The sequence below is a fragment of the Nonomuraea antri genome, assembly GCF_013283785.1.
Lineage (GTDB): Bacteria > Actinomycetota > Actinomycetes > Streptosporangiales > Streptosporangiaceae > Nonomuraea > Nonomuraea antri.
This window is the reverse complement of the sequence record NZ_JABCPZ010000113.1, coordinates 18999-33291: the sequence shown is the minus strand read 5'-3', so window position 1 is coordinate 33291 and position 14293 is coordinate 18999. Positions and strand designations below refer to the sequence as shown.

General features: G+C 72.0%; 12 protein-coding genes. 4 read left to right on the top strand and 8 right to left on the bottom strand.

Annotated features, from left to right (window positions below; all coding sequences use genetic code 11):
• Positions 1 to 376 precede the first annotated feature (376 nt).
• Genes HII36_RS31270 through pgi form a run of 6 tightly spaced genes read right to left on the bottom strand, consistent with a single transcriptional unit; the run spans position 377 to position 7248 of the window.
• Positions 377 to 1012: a LysE family translocator gene (locus HII36_RS31270; RefSeq protein WP_173526879.1), complete on the bottom strand. Its 636-nt coding sequence runs from the start codon at positions 1010 to 1012 to the stop codon at positions 377 to 379.
• Positions 1009 to 1689 (bottom strand): hypothetical protein, encoded by a 681-nt coding sequence (locus HII36_RS31265; RefSeq protein WP_173526878.1) that lies wholly within the window; start codon positions 1687 to 1689, stop codon positions 1009 to 1011. Before HII36_RS31265 ends, HII36_RS31270 begins: the two co-directional genes overlap by 4 nt.
• 30 nt (positions 1690 to 1719) lie before the next feature.
• Positions 1720 to 2064: a GerW family sporulation protein gene (locus tag HII36_RS31260; protein WP_173526877.1), complete on the bottom strand. Its 345-nt coding sequence runs from the start codon at positions 2062 to 2064 to the stop codon at positions 1720 to 1722.
• A 15-nt stretch (positions 2065 to 2079) separates the two neighbouring features.
• The gene (locus tag HII36_RS31255; RefSeq protein WP_173526876.1) at positions 2080 to 4185 is read right to left on the bottom strand and encodes an alpha-galactosidase; all 2106 of its coding nucleotides are present in this window, start codon (positions 4183 to 4185) and stop codon (positions 2080 to 2082) included.
• 58 nt (positions 4186 to 4243) lie between these two features.
• Positions 4244 to 5614: a glucose-6-phosphate dehydrogenase gene (gene zwf / locus HII36_RS31250; RefSeq protein ID WP_173526875.1), complete on the bottom strand. Its 1371-nt coding sequence runs from the start codon at positions 5612 to 5614 to the stop codon at positions 4244 to 4246.
• Between the two features lie 2 nt (positions 5615 to 5616).
• Entirely contained in the window at positions 5617 to 7248 is a 1632-nt protein-coding gene (gene pgi, locus HII36_RS31245; RefSeq protein WP_173526874.1) for a glucose-6-phosphate isomerase, read from the bottom strand.
• Positions 7249 to 7473: 225 nt separating this feature from the next.
• On the opposite strand from pgi, the gene HII36_RS31240 reads away from it, so the two are divergent.
• The 3 genes from HII36_RS31240 (at position 7474) to HII36_RS31230 (ending at position 9766) form a co-directional block, all read left to right on the top strand.
• Complete coding sequence (locus HII36_RS31240) at positions 7474 to 8124, top strand: response regulator transcription factor (protein ID WP_173526873.1); 651 nt, start codon at positions 7474 to 7476, stop codon at positions 8122 to 8124.
• Between the two features lie 96 nt (positions 8125 to 8220).
• Entirely contained in the window at positions 8221 to 8649 is a 429-nt protein-coding gene (locus HII36_RS31235) for an ATP-binding protein (protein ID WP_217370196.1), read from the top strand.
• 34 nt (positions 8650 to 8683) lie between these two features.
• Entirely contained in the window at positions 8684 to 9766 is a 1083-nt protein-coding gene (locus HII36_RS31230) for a PAS domain-containing sensor histidine kinase (protein ID WP_217370195.1), read from the top strand.
• A gap of 10 nt (positions 9767 to 9776) precedes the next feature.
• On the opposite strand, the gene HII36_RS31225 is transcribed toward HII36_RS31230, so the two are convergent.
• Positions 9777 to 12080 carry a phosphoketolase family protein gene (locus HII36_RS31225; RefSeq protein WP_173526871.1) on the bottom strand — a complete coding sequence of 768 codons (2304 nt, stop codon included), beginning with the start codon at positions 12078 to 12080 and terminating at the stop codon, positions 9777 to 9779.
• 62 nt (positions 12081 to 12142) lie between these two features.
• Here HII36_RS31225 and HII36_RS31220 point away from each other — a divergent pair, with 62 nt between their 5' ends.
• On the top strand, positions 12143 to 13849 hold the full coding sequence (locus tag HII36_RS31220; RefSeq protein ID WP_173526870.1) for an IlvD/Edd family dehydratase: 1707 nt from the start codon (positions 12143 to 12145) through the stop codon (positions 13847 to 13849).
• 38 nt (positions 13850 to 13887) lie between these two features.
• Here the strand turns inward: HII36_RS31220 and HII36_RS31215 are convergent, their stop codons facing one another.
• Positions 13888 to 14259 carry a hypothetical protein gene (locus HII36_RS31215; protein WP_173526869.1) on the bottom strand — a complete coding sequence of 124 codons (372 nt, stop codon included), beginning with the start codon at positions 14257 to 14259 and terminating at the stop codon, positions 13888 to 13890.
• Positions 14260 to 14293 lie beyond the last annotated feature (34 nt).

Genomic DNA, 14293 nt, shown 5'->3' with positions numbered 1-14293 from the left:
GGGTACGGCAGCTCGCGCTGGGGGTGGGCGCGGCGACCGTGACATTCGGCCTGGGCCACCTCCTGGGAGTATCCATCTCCTGATTGACTCAGGTTTCCGCTTCCCGACTCTCGGGTTTCCACCTTCTGGCCTCGGGTGGCCAGGCCGTCTCCTGGCCGTGAGAGGACGGTCTACCTGGCTGTGGCCCCCCGGACGTAGCCCTCCCCGGCTGTGGGGCTCCCGGCCGTGGGGGTTACGGCCGTGGGGGTTCCGGCCGTGGGGCTCTCTGCCATGGGGTGGCCGATAATCCCGGTGGCCGGCCTTCCGGTTGGGTCGGGTGGTTTCCTGTCCCCCACGAGAGGTCAGGAAAGCGGCCGTTCCCAGGGGCGGGGTCAGGTCAGGGGCGGGTGGCGGTGGCCAGGTTGATGCCGAGTGCGACCAGTGCCGTGCCCGTCAGCCCGTCCACCGCGCGCCGTACCGCCGGACGGGTGAACGCCCGCCGCAGGGCGCTGACCACGTTCGCCACCAGCAGGAACCACACGACCGTGCCCGCCAGCGCGATCACCGACAACACCAGCGTGTCGGACGGCGCCGCCTGGGCGCTGAGGAACTGGGGCACGAGCGCCACAAAGAACAGCGCGGCCTTGGGGTTGAGCACGTTCGTCAGGAAGCCTTCGCCGAAGGCCGCCCACGGGCTCTTCTTTCCCGGGTCGGGCAGGTCGAGCTCCACCGGGCCGCCCTTGCGGAACGCGGCACGCAGCGCGCGGGCGCCCAGGTACAGCAGGTACGCCGCGCCCACCACCTTGACCACGGTGAAGGCCGCGGCCGAGGCCGCCAGCAGTGCCGCCACGCCGGTGGCCGCCGCCATCACCCACACGAACACGCCCGCCGACACCCCGGCCGCCGTCGCCATGCCGTGCAGGCGGCCGGAGACCGCCGAGCGGCGGACCACGACGGCGAAGTCCGGCCCGGGAGACATCGCGCCGAGCATCACCACTCCACCGAAAGCTGCGATCTGCGTGATCGAGGTCATGCCGTCCACCTTACGAGGACGCGTCCGTCGGGGACGAAGGCGGAGATCTCCCACGTCCAGGCCGGTACGGTGACGACGGCGGCGGGCTGGTCAAGGGTGACGGGCGTGTCGAGCAGGGCGGAACGCGGGGTGAGCGGCAGGCCGCCGTCCGGGATGACGACGCTTTCCAGTGGCGTGCGCAGGCTGGGTCCGTCGGGTACGTCCAGGTCGCTGGGCACCCAGGCGGGCTCACCTGCGGCGAACGCCAGCACCAGCGCGCCGCCGGGCGCCGAACACGAGTGGCGTAGCGCGCCGGCCGGGATCCAGGCGTGGTGCCCTGGGCGGTAGCTGATACCGGAGATGTGCAGTTCGCCCTCAAGCAGGACGAACTCCTCCCCCGCCAGGCAGTGCCCACGCTCCGGACGCGACCAGCCGACCGGATACCGCACCAGCGACGCGAACCCACCGAACGACGCGCCCCCATCGGACGACACCGTCTCTCCAGAGGACCCGGCCCCCTCGGACGACGCCATCCCACCGGACGACGCCATCCCATCGGACAGCGCCGTCCCCGCCGGTGAACTGGGCCCGCCGGCCGAGCCGGTCTCGGGCAGTGGGGTCAGGTGGACCGGGCGGTTCGAGCCGGGCATCAGGTGGTCGCGGCCGGGCAGCCCCGCGTCGAGCAGATCGATCAGCACACTGCCATCATGCCCACCGACCACCCCCCGCTAATGCCCGCGACGACGCCGCTTCTTGATGAAGGCCCTGATCGTCAGCAGCAGCGCGATCCCGACGAGCTGCCCGGCCAGCACGATCCGGTTGACGTCGATGGCCGGCTCCCAGCGCACGTCGCCGTTCTTGATCACGTACACGCCCGCAGGATGCGCGCCGAAGCCGAAGCCTCCGCCGCCGCCCTGCTCGCCTTCCTTGCCCTGGCCGCTGCCGCCGCCCCCGCCCTGGGCGATCTTGGCGACCGGGATGACGACCACGTCCCCGTGGTGGATGGGCTCGCCGAAGACGCGCTGCACGGTGACGGCGTCCTTGGCCTGTTCCATGAGCTCCTTGAGGTCCATTCCGCCATAGTCGCCCTAGATCCGCCGCAAGACCACCATCTCGCTGCGGTAGTCGGGCCCGTAGTCGTGCCAGGTGGGCAGGGCCAGCCCGTGGTGCATGAGCGTGGCGCCGTGCCAGCGGTGCCCGTCGGTGTCGGCGTAGCGGGCGGCGGGGTCGAGGCCGGCCAGGCGCACCCGGCGCGGCGGGTGCTTGTCCAGGGCGAACGGGTTGTAGGCGAGGACGACGGCCTGGTCGCCGAGCGTGTACTGCAGGGCCGAGGCCGTGGTGCCCGGGGTGCCCGCGAGCCGGTGCAGCGCGCCGTGCTGGATCACCCGGCGCACCGCCTTGTAGTCGGCGATCAGCTGCGCGGCCTCCGCCAGCTCCCCCGCCTCCCACGTGGTGAGGTCGCCCCCGACGCCCAGCGTGCCGGCCATGGCGACGTGGAAGCGGTAACGCAGCGGCACCCTGCGGGCGCTGATCGGGTTCGGGCTGTCGGTGACCCAGCAGGACATCGCCGAGGCCGGATACAGGTAGGAGTAGCCGCGCTGGATCTCCTGCCGGTCGCGGGCGTCGGTGTTGTCGGAGGTCCACACCTGGTCGGTACGCCGCAGGATCCCGTAGTCGATCCGGCCGCCGCCGCCGGAGCAGGATTCGATCCTGAGCCTGGGATGCCGTCCGCGCAGTTCGTCCATGATGGCGTAGACGCCGCGGCTGTGCTCGATCCAGAGCAGGTCGCCGGGGCCGGCCTGGGAGAAGCCGCGGTTCATGTCCCACTTGAGGTAGTCCAGCCGGTACTCGCGGACGAGCCGGTCGAGCCAGTCGAGCGCCCACGCGCGCACGTCCGGCCGGGCGAAGTTGAGCACGAGCTGGTTGCGCATGGTGTCGCGGCGGCGGTCCGGGTAGTGCAGCGCCCAGTCGGGGTGCTTGCGGTAGAGGTCGCTGTCCGGGTTGACCATTTCCGGTTCGACCCACAGGCCGGCCCGCATGCCGAGCGCCCGGACGCCGTCGAACAGTTCGCCCAGGCCCTGGGGGAAGCGGTCCGGGTTGGGCCACCAGTCGCCGAGGCCCTTGGTGTCGTCGGTCCTGGCGCCGAACCAGCCGTCGTCCACCACGAACAGCTCCACGCCCAGGTGGGCGGCGCGGCGGGCCAGGTCGAGCTGGCCTTCCTCGGTGACGTCGAACCAGGTGGCCTCCCACGAGTTGTACAGCACGGGACGTTCCTCGTCGGGGGTGGGCAGCACGTGCCTGCGCGCGTAGTCGTGCCAGGCGCGGCTGGCGGCGCCGTACCCGCCGGCGGGGGTGTGCAGGCCGAGCGCGGGCGGTGTGCGCAGCGACTCGCCGGGCGCCAGCGGCCAGGACAGGCCGTCGTGGCCGAATCCGGCGCTGATCGCGAGGTCGCCTTCGGGGCGGCGCTGCGCGGTGAGCCGCCACGATCCGCTCCAGGCCAGCGCCACACCCCACACCTGGCCGGCGTCCTCGGTGGCGTCGCCGATCATGATCCACGGGTTGGCCTTGTGCGAGGTGGCGCCCGTCCTGCTGCCGAACGTGGTCTCGCCGACCGGCAGGTCGCCGCGGTGCGGCTGGGTCTCGCGCGCCCAGCCGCCGGCCGCGCCGAGGTAGCGGTGCCCGGCCTGTTCGGGCAGCGCCCAGCTGCCGGAGTCGAGCCTGGTCAGCCGGACGGTCACGGCCGACTCGTTGGTCACCCCGACCCAGCGTTCGATGACGTCGCTGTCGTGGTGCGCGCGGACGTGCAGGCTGACGCGCAGCCCGTAGGCGCGGTCGCGCAGCACCAGCTCGATCTCGTTCTCGCCGCTGACCGCCTCCTCGAAGGCCAGCTCGACCGAGCGCACGCCGCCGTCGTAGACGGCCTGCAGCGCGGGCACGCCCCAGCGGCGGCCGCCGTCGACGGGCAGCAGCTCGGTGGCGTCGGCCGGGTCGACGAAGCTGGAGGCCATCCAGGACGCGGCGCTGACGGCCAGCTCGGGCAGCGCGGCGTCGGGCGGCCGGGGACCCCAGTACCACTGGCTGACCCGGGTGTCCGCGCCGGCCGCCGCGCCCGATTCCACACCGAAGACGAACGCGGTGGCCGGGGTGAGCGCGGCCCAGGTGTGCTCGCGGCCGGGCACGGGGATGACGGGCATCCTGTGATCGTCGGACTATCCGCTTGAAACGTCAATAAGTGTCGTAAACCAGACGCTTCTAGTCGAAGGTGGTCGAGATCTCATGCCATCCGCCCGGCGCGATCTGCTCGGCCGGCTCGGGGCCCCAGCTGCCCTTCGCGTACGGCAGCGGCCGGTCGGGCAGGTCGAGCACCGGCTGCACGATCCGCCACGACTCCTCCACCAGGTCCATCCTGGCGAAACGCCGCGGATCGCCGCTGATGGCGTCGGTCAGGATGCGCTCGTAGGCGGCCTCCATCGGCCCGAGCACCTTGGTGAAGTCGACGCTGACCGGCACCTGCCTGGTGTGCTGCCGGCCGGGCTCCTTGGCCAGCAGGTCGAACGTCACGCCGGCGTCGGGCTGCAGCCTGAACCTGATGAGGTTGGGCCGAACGTGGGCGTCGTCGCCGCGGAACATCGTCACCGGCGGACGGCGCAGCTCGGCGACGATCTCCAGGTCGGTGGTGGGCAGCGCCTTGCCCGAGCGGATGCACCACGGCACCCCGGCCCACCGCCAGTTCTCCACGTACGCGCGCAGCGCCACGAACGTCTCGGTGCCGGAGCCCGGCCGCACGCCCGCGGTGTCGAGGTAGCCCTCGTACTGGCCGCGCACGACGTCGGACGGCGACACCGCGCGCACCGCGCGCAGCACCCGCCACTTCTCGTCGAGCTGGGCCCGGGCGTCGGTGGACGGCGGCGGGTCCATCGCCAGGATGGCCAGCAGCTGCAGCAGGTGGTTCTGCACCACGTCGCGGATCGTGCCGTTGGCGTCGTAGAAGGCGCCCCGGTCGGAGACGTCGAAGTCTTCGGCCATCGTGATCTGCACGCTGCGCACGAAGTTCCTGTTCCAGATGGGTTCGAGCAGCATGTTGGCGAACCTGAACACCATGAGGTCCTCGACCGGCTCCTTGCCCAGGAAGTGGTCGACCCGGCGTAGATGATCCTCGTCGAAGAACTTCAGCAGCTCGGCGTTGAGCGCCCGGGCCGAGGCCTGGTCGTGGCCGAACGGCTTCTCCACCACGAGCCTGGCGTTCTGGTTCAGCCCGACCCCGGCCAGCCCCTCGGCCACCACGGCGAACAGCGACGGCGGCACCGCCAGGTAGTGGACGAGGAAGCCGTGGCCGGCGACCTCGTCGCGCAGCCGGGTGAAGGTGGACTCGTCGCGGTAGTCGCCGGCGACGAGCCGCAGGTTGCCGGCCAGCTTGCCGAACGCGGCCTCGTCGTCGATCTTGCCGATGGCCACGCGGGCGTGCTCGCGCAGGCCGTCGAGGTTCATGTCGGTCTTGGCCACGCCGATGATCGGCAGGTCGAGACCCTCGTCTCTGGTGAGCTCGTACAGGGCCCGCAGCAGGTTCTTGCGTGCCAGGTCGCCGGTGATGCCGAACAGGACGAGCGCGCCCGCGTGGCTCATGATCAGACCCTTCTTCCTCTGAGCTGCCGGTAGCGGCGCACGAGGAGTTCGGTGGAGGCGTCGGGGAAGGTGGTGGGCGGCTCTTCGGAGGTGAGCGCGGGCGCCACGTCGAGTGCCATCTTCTTGCCCAGCTCGACGCCCCACTGGTCGAAGGAGTCGACGCCCCAGATCGTGCCCTCGACGAACACGATGTGCTCGTACAGCGCGACGAGCTGGCCGAGCGTGCTCGGCGTGAGCTTGGTGGCCAGGATCGTGGAGGTGGGCCGGTTGCCCGGCATCACCTTGTGCGGGACGATCTCCGGCGGCGTGCCCTCGGCCGCGATCTCCTCGGCGGTCTTGCCGAACGCCAGCGCCGAGGTCTGCGCCAGCAGGTTGGCGGTGAGCTGGTCGTGCATGCCCTCGCGGTCCTCGAACGGCTCGGCGAAGCCGATGAAGTCGGCCGGCACCAGCCGGGTGCCCTGGTGCAGGAGCTGGTAGAAGGCGTGCTGGCCGTTGGTGCCCGGCTCGCCCCAGAAGATCTCGCCGGTGTCGGTGGTGACCGGCGTGCCGTCGGCGCGCACGGACTTGCCGTTGGACTCCATGGTGAGCTGCTGCAGGTAGGCGGGGAAGCGGTGCAGCCGCTGGCTGTAGGGCAGCACGGCGCGGGTCTCGGACTCGAAGAAGTCGGTGTACCAGATGCCGAGCAGCGCCATCAGCACCGGCATGTTGGCCTTGAACGGCGCGGTGCGGAAGTGCTGGTCCATCTCGTGGAAGCCGTCGAGCATCTCGCGGAACCGCTCGGGGCCGATGGCGATCATCAGCGACAGGCCGATCGCGCCGTCGTAGGAGTAGCGGCCGCCCACCCAGTCCCAGAAGCCGAACATGTTGTCGGTGTCGATGCCGAACTCGGCGACCTTCTCGGCGTTGGTGGACACGGCCACGAAGTGCTTGGACACCGCGTCCTCGCCGAGCGCGTCGACCAGCCAGCGGCGGGCCACGCGGGCGTTGGTCAGCGTCTCGAGCGTGGTGAACGTCTTGGAGCTGACCACGAACAGCGTGGTGGCCGGGTCGAGACCGGCCAGGTTGCCGGTGATGTCGGCCGGGTCGATGTTGGAGACGAACCTGGCCGCGATGCCGGCGTCGGCGTAGTCGCGCAGCGCCTCGTAGGCCATGGCCGGGCCCAGGTCGGAGCCGCCGATGCCGATGTTCACCACGGTCGTGATGGGCTGCCCGGTGGCGCCCTTCCACTCCTTGGCGCGCACCCGGTCGGCGAAGGCGCTCATCTTGTCGAGCACGGCGTGCACGTCGGCGATCACGTCTTGCCCGTCGACCACGAGCTTGGCCTGGCGGCGCATGCGCAGGGCCACGTGCAGCACCGCCCGGTCCTCCGACACGTTGATGTGCTCGCCGCCGAACATGGCCGCCACGCGCTCGCGCAGACCGGCCCGCTCGGCCAGGCTCACCAGCAGGTCGACGGTCTCGGCCGTGGCGCGGTGCTTGGCGTAGTCAAGGTAGAGGTCACCCGCGGTCACCGTCATGCGCTCGGCCCGGCCCGGGTCTTCCGCGAACAGCTCGCGCAGGTGCTTGCCCGCCAGCTCCTCGTGATGCTTGCCGAGAGCCGCCCACTCCTGGCTCTGGGTGATGTCGCCGTTCACGTCTTCCTCCGTGCCGTCAAGATTCAAACCGATCACATAGTCCCGTAACCCCGTACCCAACGATGAAGATTCCGCGCATGGCGGAGGCGACTCTTTGCTGAGCGTAGGGCGTCAGGTCATGAGACGTCCCGAGGATCCCACGTCGGTGGCAGACTTTTCCCGGACGCGGGCCGCGGCGTGCGCGAGGATGGGACCGGCTCGCACCGAAACCAAGGATTTCGCACTATGTCCGAAACGAGGGCCTTTGCGGCCCGGACGATCCGGCTGCTCCTCGTGGAAGATCACGCCATGGTGGCCGAGGCCATCGGGCTGGCGCTGGACCAGGCGCCCGGCATCGAGGTGGTGGCCGGCGCCGGTTCGATCGCCGCGGCCGTGGCCGACGCCGGCCGTACCCGGCCCGACGTGGTCGTCCTGGACCGGCGGCTGCCCGACGGCGACGCCGTCGCGGCCATCGGCCGGCTGCTCGCCGCCGCCCCCAGCGCCCGGGTGCTGGTGCTGACCGGTGAGGCCACCGCCTCGGTCGCCGCCCGCGTGGTGCAGGCGGGCGGGGCCGGGCTGCTGCTCAAGTCGTCGCGGCTGCGCGAGCTGGAGGCCGCCGTGCGCGAGGTGGCCGCCGGCGGCGTGGTGTTCGCGCCCGGGCTCCTGCCCGGCGTCCTCGACCGGCTGACCGGCCGCGTCGGCACACGGCTGACCCTGCGCGAACGCGAGACGCTGCTGCTGCTGGCCGAGGGCGTGACCACGCAGGAGGTCGGGCGGCGGCTCGGGGTGGCCCGCAACACCGCGCGCAACCACGTCCAGCACGTGCTGGAGAAGCTGGGCGCGCGTTCCAAGCTGGAGGCCGTGGCCATCGCGCGCAGGGAGGGCTTACTCGACTGATGGTGCACCTGCATCAGAAAACTTCCCGCAACCGCACCAGTCAGGTTGGGACGGCTGCGTCTCGTGGGCGCATCCCCGCTGGCCGACAGTAGGAACATGGGCAGCGACACTGGTCCGTACCAGTTGGAATCCCGCCTGCCGGAGGAGATGAGCAGCATCACCCTCGCCCGGCGGCTGACCCGTCGCGCCCTGGCCGAATGCGGATACGGCGGCTACCACGAGGACGTGCTCCTGGTCGTGTCCGAGCTGGTCACGAACGCGCTCGTGCACGGCGAGGGCCCGCCGCTGCTGCGGGTGAGCGGCGACCGGGTGCGCGTGCGCGTCGAGGTGGGCGACGCCGGCGTGGACGTGCCAGAGCCGCGCGAGCCCGGACCCGCGCACGGATGGGGATTACACGTCATCAAACTGCTCTGCTCGGGCTGGGGCGTCGCGCACAAGGACGAGGGCAAGGTGGTGTGGTGCGAGCTCGGCGCCCCCTTCGCCCCTGCCACCTCCCCGGCCGCCTTCCCGGGCACGGGCGGCTGACGCGGGATTCACGATCATGTCATGCTGCTGCGGTATGGACGACGCGACCGAACGTCATACGGCCGAGGAGGCGCTGCGTGACAGCGAGGAGCGGTTCCGGCTGCTCGTCCAGAGCGTCTCCGACTACGCGATCTTCATGCTCGACCCCCAGGGCCACGTCATCAGCTGGAACGCCGGCGCGGAACGCATCAAGGGCTACCGGGCCGAGGAGATCGTCGGCTCGCACTTCTCGGTGTTCTACCCGCCCGAGGACGTCGAGTCGGGCAGACCGGCGCGCGAGCTGGAGGAGGCCGTGGCCGCCGGCCGCCTGGAGGACGAGGGCTGGCGGATGCGCAAGGACGGCACCAGGTTCTGGGCGAACGTGATCATCACCCCGCTGTTCGACGACCGGCGGCGGCTGCGCGGGTTCGGCAAGGTGACCCGCGACCTGACCGAGCGCCGCGTCGTCGCCCGCGCGCTCGACGAACGCGGCAGGCTGCTGGCCCACCTGGTGCGCGCCCAGGAGCAGGAGCGGCGGCGCATCGCCTGGGACGTGCACGACGACACCATCCAGTCCATGGTCGCCGTCGGCATGCGCCTGCAGCTGCTGGCCGCCCGGCTGCCCGGCGAGCACGCCGCGGCGATGCGCGACCTCGACGCCGCGGTGCACGCCGCCGTCGCCCGCCTGCGCGACCTCACCTTCCAGCTGCGCCCGCCGGGCATCGACAGCGCGGGCCTGGTCCCCACGCTGACCGGCTACCTGGACGAGACGATCGTCAAGGAGGGCCTGACGTACGAGCTCAGGAACGACCTGGCCGCCGAGCCGCCGCCGGAGACCTCGATCATCGTCTTCCGCATCTGCCAGGAGGCGCTGACCAACGTGCGCAAGCACGCCAGGGCCCGATCGGTGCTGGTGTCGCTGTCCTCGCTCGACCGCGGTGTGCACGTGCGCGTCGTCGACGACGGCGCCGGCCTGCCCGCCGGGAGCGACGGGCAGCCGGCGCCCGGCCACTACGGGCTGATCGAGATGCGCGAGCGCGCCGAGATCGCCGGCGGCTGGTGGGGCATCCGCGGCGGGCCCGGCGCGGGCACGGCGGTCGACTTCTGGCTGCCCGCGATGCCGGCCAGTGAGTCGTGAGAGCGCGCGTTCACGACGAGGCGGACGGCGGCCAGGTCCAGGAGCTGATCTCCGGGGCGTCCTCGCCGTGGTCCCTGGTGAAGTCGCGGGCCCGCAGCCGGGCGTCGGCCATGCGCTGACGCAGGTGCGCCGCCCTGGTGCCGAGCCCGGGCACCCGGTCGATGACGTCCATGACCAGGTGGTAGCGGTCGATGTCGTTGAGCATGGCCATGTCGAACGGCGTGGTGGTGGTGCCCTCCTCCTTGTATCCGCGCACGTGCAGGTGGTCGTGGCCGTGGCGGCGGTAGGTGAGCTGGTGGATGAGCGACGGGTAGCCGTGGAAGTTGAAGATGACCGGCTTGTCGGTGGTGAACAGGGTGTCGAACTCGGCGTCCGGCATGCCGTGCGGGTGCTCCGACGGCGGCTGCAGCCGCATCAGGTCCACCACGTTGATGAAGCGCACCTTCAGCTCGGGCAGGTGCTCGCGCAGCAGCGCGGCGGCGGCCAGCGCCTCCAGGGTGGGCACGTCGCCGGCGCAGGCCAGCACCACGTCGGGCTCGCTGCCCTGGTCGCTGGAGGCCCACGGCAGGATGCCCAGGCCGCGGGTGTTGTGCGCGATGGCCTCGTCCATGGTGAACAGGTCGAGCACCGGCTGCTTGCCGGCCACGATCACGTTGACGTAGTCGCGTGACCTGAGGCAGTGGTCGGCCACCGACAGCAGGGTGTTGGCGTCCGGCGGCAGGTAGACGCGCACCACGGACGCCTTCTTGTTCACCACCACGTCCAGGAAGCCCGGGTCCTGGTGGGAGAAGCCGTTGTGGTCCTGACGCCAGACGTGCGACGACAGCAGGTACGTCAGCGACGCCACCGGACGCCGCCAGGAGATCTTCCGCGCCGACTCCAGCCACTTGGCGTGCTGGTTGAACATGGCGTCGATGATGTGGATGAACGCCTCGTAGCAGTTGAACAGCCCGTGGCGGCCGGTCAGCAGGTAGCCCTCCAGCCAGCCCTGGCACAGGTGCTCGCTGAGCACCTCCATCACCCGGCCGCCGGGGGCCAGGTGCTCGTCGGTGGGCAGGATCTCGGCGTTCCAGGCCCGGTCGGTGGTCTCGAACACCTCGCTCAGCCGGTTCGACTCGGTCTCGTCCGGGCCCATCAGGCGGAAGGTGCGCGGGTTGGCCGCGATCACGTCGCGCAGCAGGCCGCCGAGCACCCGGGTGGGCTCGCTCTGCTGGGCCGCGGGCGCCTTCACCTCGACCGCGTGCGCGCGGAAGTCGGGCAGCCGCAGCGGCTGCAGCAGCTCGCCGCCGTTGGCGTGCGGGTTCGCGCTCATCCTGCGCTGGCCCGCGGGCACGGTGCGGGCGAGCTCGGGCACCGGCCTGCCGCCCGAGTCGAACAGCTCCTCCGGCCGGTACGACCGCATCCAGCCCTCCAGCATGGCCAGGTGCTCGGCGTTCTGCCGAACCCCGGCCAGCGGCACCTGGTGCGCGCGCCAGGTGCCCTCGACCGGTTTGCCGTCCACCTCGCGCGGCCCGGTCCAGCCCTTGGGGGTGCGCAGGATGATCATCGGCAGCCGGTCGGCGTCGCCCGCCCGGTAGGCGGCGATCTCGTCGAAGGCGGTGTCGAGAGTGGCGGCCATCTCCCGGTGGTCGGCCCCGACCAGGTGCGGGCGGTAGCCGTAGCCCTCCATCAGCTTGATCAGCTCGGGCTCGGGGATCCTGGCCAGGATGGTCGGGTTGGCGATCTTGTAGCCGTTCAGGTGCAGGATCGGCAGCACCACGCCGTCGCGCGTGCGGTCGAGCAGCTTGTTGGAGTGCCAGCTTCCGGCCAGCGGGCCGGTCTCCGCCTCGCCGTCGCCCACGACGCACGCCACCACCAGGCCCGGGTTGTCGAAGGCGGCGCCGTACGCGTGGGCCAGCGAGTAGCCCAGCTCGCCGCCCTCGTGGATGGAGCCCGGCGTCTCCGGCGCGACGTGGCTGGGGATGCCGCCGGGGAAGGAGAACTGGCGGAAGAGCAGTTTCATGCCTTCGGCGTCCTGCGACACGTTCGGGTAGCGCTCGGAGTAGGACCCCTCCAGCCACGCGTGGGCCACGGCGGCCGGACCGCCGTGCCCCGGACCGGCGATGTAGATCATGTCCTGGTCCCGCTCGCGGATCACCCGGTTGAGATGCGCGAAGCAGAAGTTCAGCCCGGGCGTGGTGCCCCAGTGGCCGAGCAGGCGCGGCTTGATGTGCTCCGGCCGCAGCGGCTCGCTGAGCAGGGGGTTGTCCAGCAGGTAGATCTGGCCCACGGACAGGTAGTTGGCCGCACGCCAGTAGGCGTCGATTTGGTCCATGCCTACCCTGATTCCTCCCCAGGCGGCGATGAATCCCCTTGCGCCGGATAGGGTGCTGCGCCATGGGGCTGCGCAGTTCGCGGTGGTATTCGGGAAGCGACAGGAACTCCTACATCCACCGGGCGTGGATGCGCCGCGGCCTGCCCGCCGACGCCTTCGACGGCGAGCGGCCGCACCTCGCGATCGCCAGCACCGCCTCCGCCCTGACCCCGTGCAACTCCCACCTGGACGAGGTCGCCGCGGCCGTGTCGGACGGCGTCTGGGCGGCCGGCGGCGTGCCGCACGTGCTGCCCGTGATGTCCCTGGGCGAGACGAATCTGCGTCCCACGGCGATGCTCTGGCGCAACCTGGCCGCGATGGCCGCCGAGGAGATGCTGCGGGCCAACCCGATCGACGGCGTGGTGCTGCTCGGCGGCTGCGACAAGACGATCCCGGCGCTGCTCATGGCCGCCGCCTCGGTCGACCTGCCCGCCGTCGTCATGCCCGGCGGCCCGATGCTGACCGGGCACTTCCGCGGCGCGCCGCTCGGCTGCGGCACCGACGTGTGGCGGCTCAGCGAGGAGGTACGCGCGGGCACGCTCTCCCGCGAGGCGTTCCTGGACTCCGGGTCGTCGATGATCCGCAGCCGGGGTCACTGCAACACGATGGGCACCGCGTCCACCATGGCCTGCGTGGCCGAGGCGCTGGGCATGACCATCCCCGGCACCGCGGGCATCCCGGCGCCCGACAGCCGGCTGCTCGAACGCGCGCACGACACCGGCAGGCTCGCCGTCGGCCTGGTCCGCGACGACCGCAGGCCCAGCCGGATCATGACCAGGGCCGCGTTCGTGAACGCCATCGTCACGCTGGCCGCGATCGGCGGTTCCACCAACGCGGTGGTGCACCTGCTGGCCGTGGCCGGGCGGCTGGGCGTCGAGCTGAGCCTGGACGACTTCGACCGCGTCGGCTCCGGCGTGCCGCTGCTGGCCGACCTGCAGCCGGCCGGCCGGCACCTGATGGACGACCTTTTCAGGGCGGGCGGGCTGACGGCGGTGCTGAAGCAGGTCGAGGACCTGCTCGACCCGTCGGCGATCACGGTCACCGGTGCGCCGCTGACCTCCTGCCTGGCCGGGGCCGAGATCTGGGACGAGGACGTCATCCGGCGGCGCGCCGACCCGCTGCTGCCGGACGCGGGCATCGCCGTCCTGCGCGGCAACCTCGCCCCGGACGGCGCGGTGATCAAGCCCGCGGCCGCCTCACCCGAGCTGCTGCGGCACCGGGGGCGGGCGGTGGTGTTCGACAGCGTCGAGGACCTGCACGCCCGGCTCGACTCCCCCGACCTGCCCGTGGACGAGACGTCGGTGCTGGTGCTGCGCGGCTGCGGCCCCCGGGGCTACCCGGGGATGCCCGAGGTGGGCAACCTGCCGCTGCCCGCCAAGCTGCTGGCCAAGGGGGTGCGCGACATGGTGCGGGTCAGCGACGCGCGCATGAGCGGCACCGCGTACGGCACGGTGGTGCTGCACGTCGCCCCGGAGGCGGCGGCCGGCGGGCCGCTCGCGCGGGTGCGCACCGGCGACCCGATCGTGCTGGACGTGGCCGCCCGCGTGCTGCGGGTGGACGTCCCGGACGCCGAACTCGCCGCCCGCCCGCCCGTCACGACCGGGCACGCGCGGCCCGCGCGGGGGTGGGAGCGGCTGTACGTCGAGCACGTGACGCAGGCCGACCAGGGCGCCGACCTGGACTTCCTCACCGGCTCCAGCGGCGACGCGGTCGGCCGCGACTCCCACTGACCGCGCTCACCCCGCGCTCACCCCGCGCTCAACCGTGCTCACTCCCGTGCCGGCGACCCGAGGAACGCCGCGGCGGCGGCGAAGGCCAGCGGGATCAGGACGAGTGCCAGCCCGGTGCCGCTGACCGACACGCCGAGGAACCGGGTCAGCAGCGCGGCGCCGTGCCCGGCCGCCAGTGCGAGGAGCAGCCCGAGCAGCGCGCTGCCGAACGGGTGCGTCACACCGGCCACCCGGCAGGCCAGCGTGCCCAGCCCCAGCGGCAACGGCAGGCACAGCGGCGGGACGATCAGGAACACCAGCAGCCAGTGCAGGCCGCCGACGTCCCGGGCGAGCACGGCGAGCGCCACGATCGCCCCGGCCACGGCCAGCCCGGCGAGCAGGCCCCGGCCGGCGCGCGGAATCGAGATCACCCGGCCATTTAAGCACTCGCTCAAATCCGGCGTC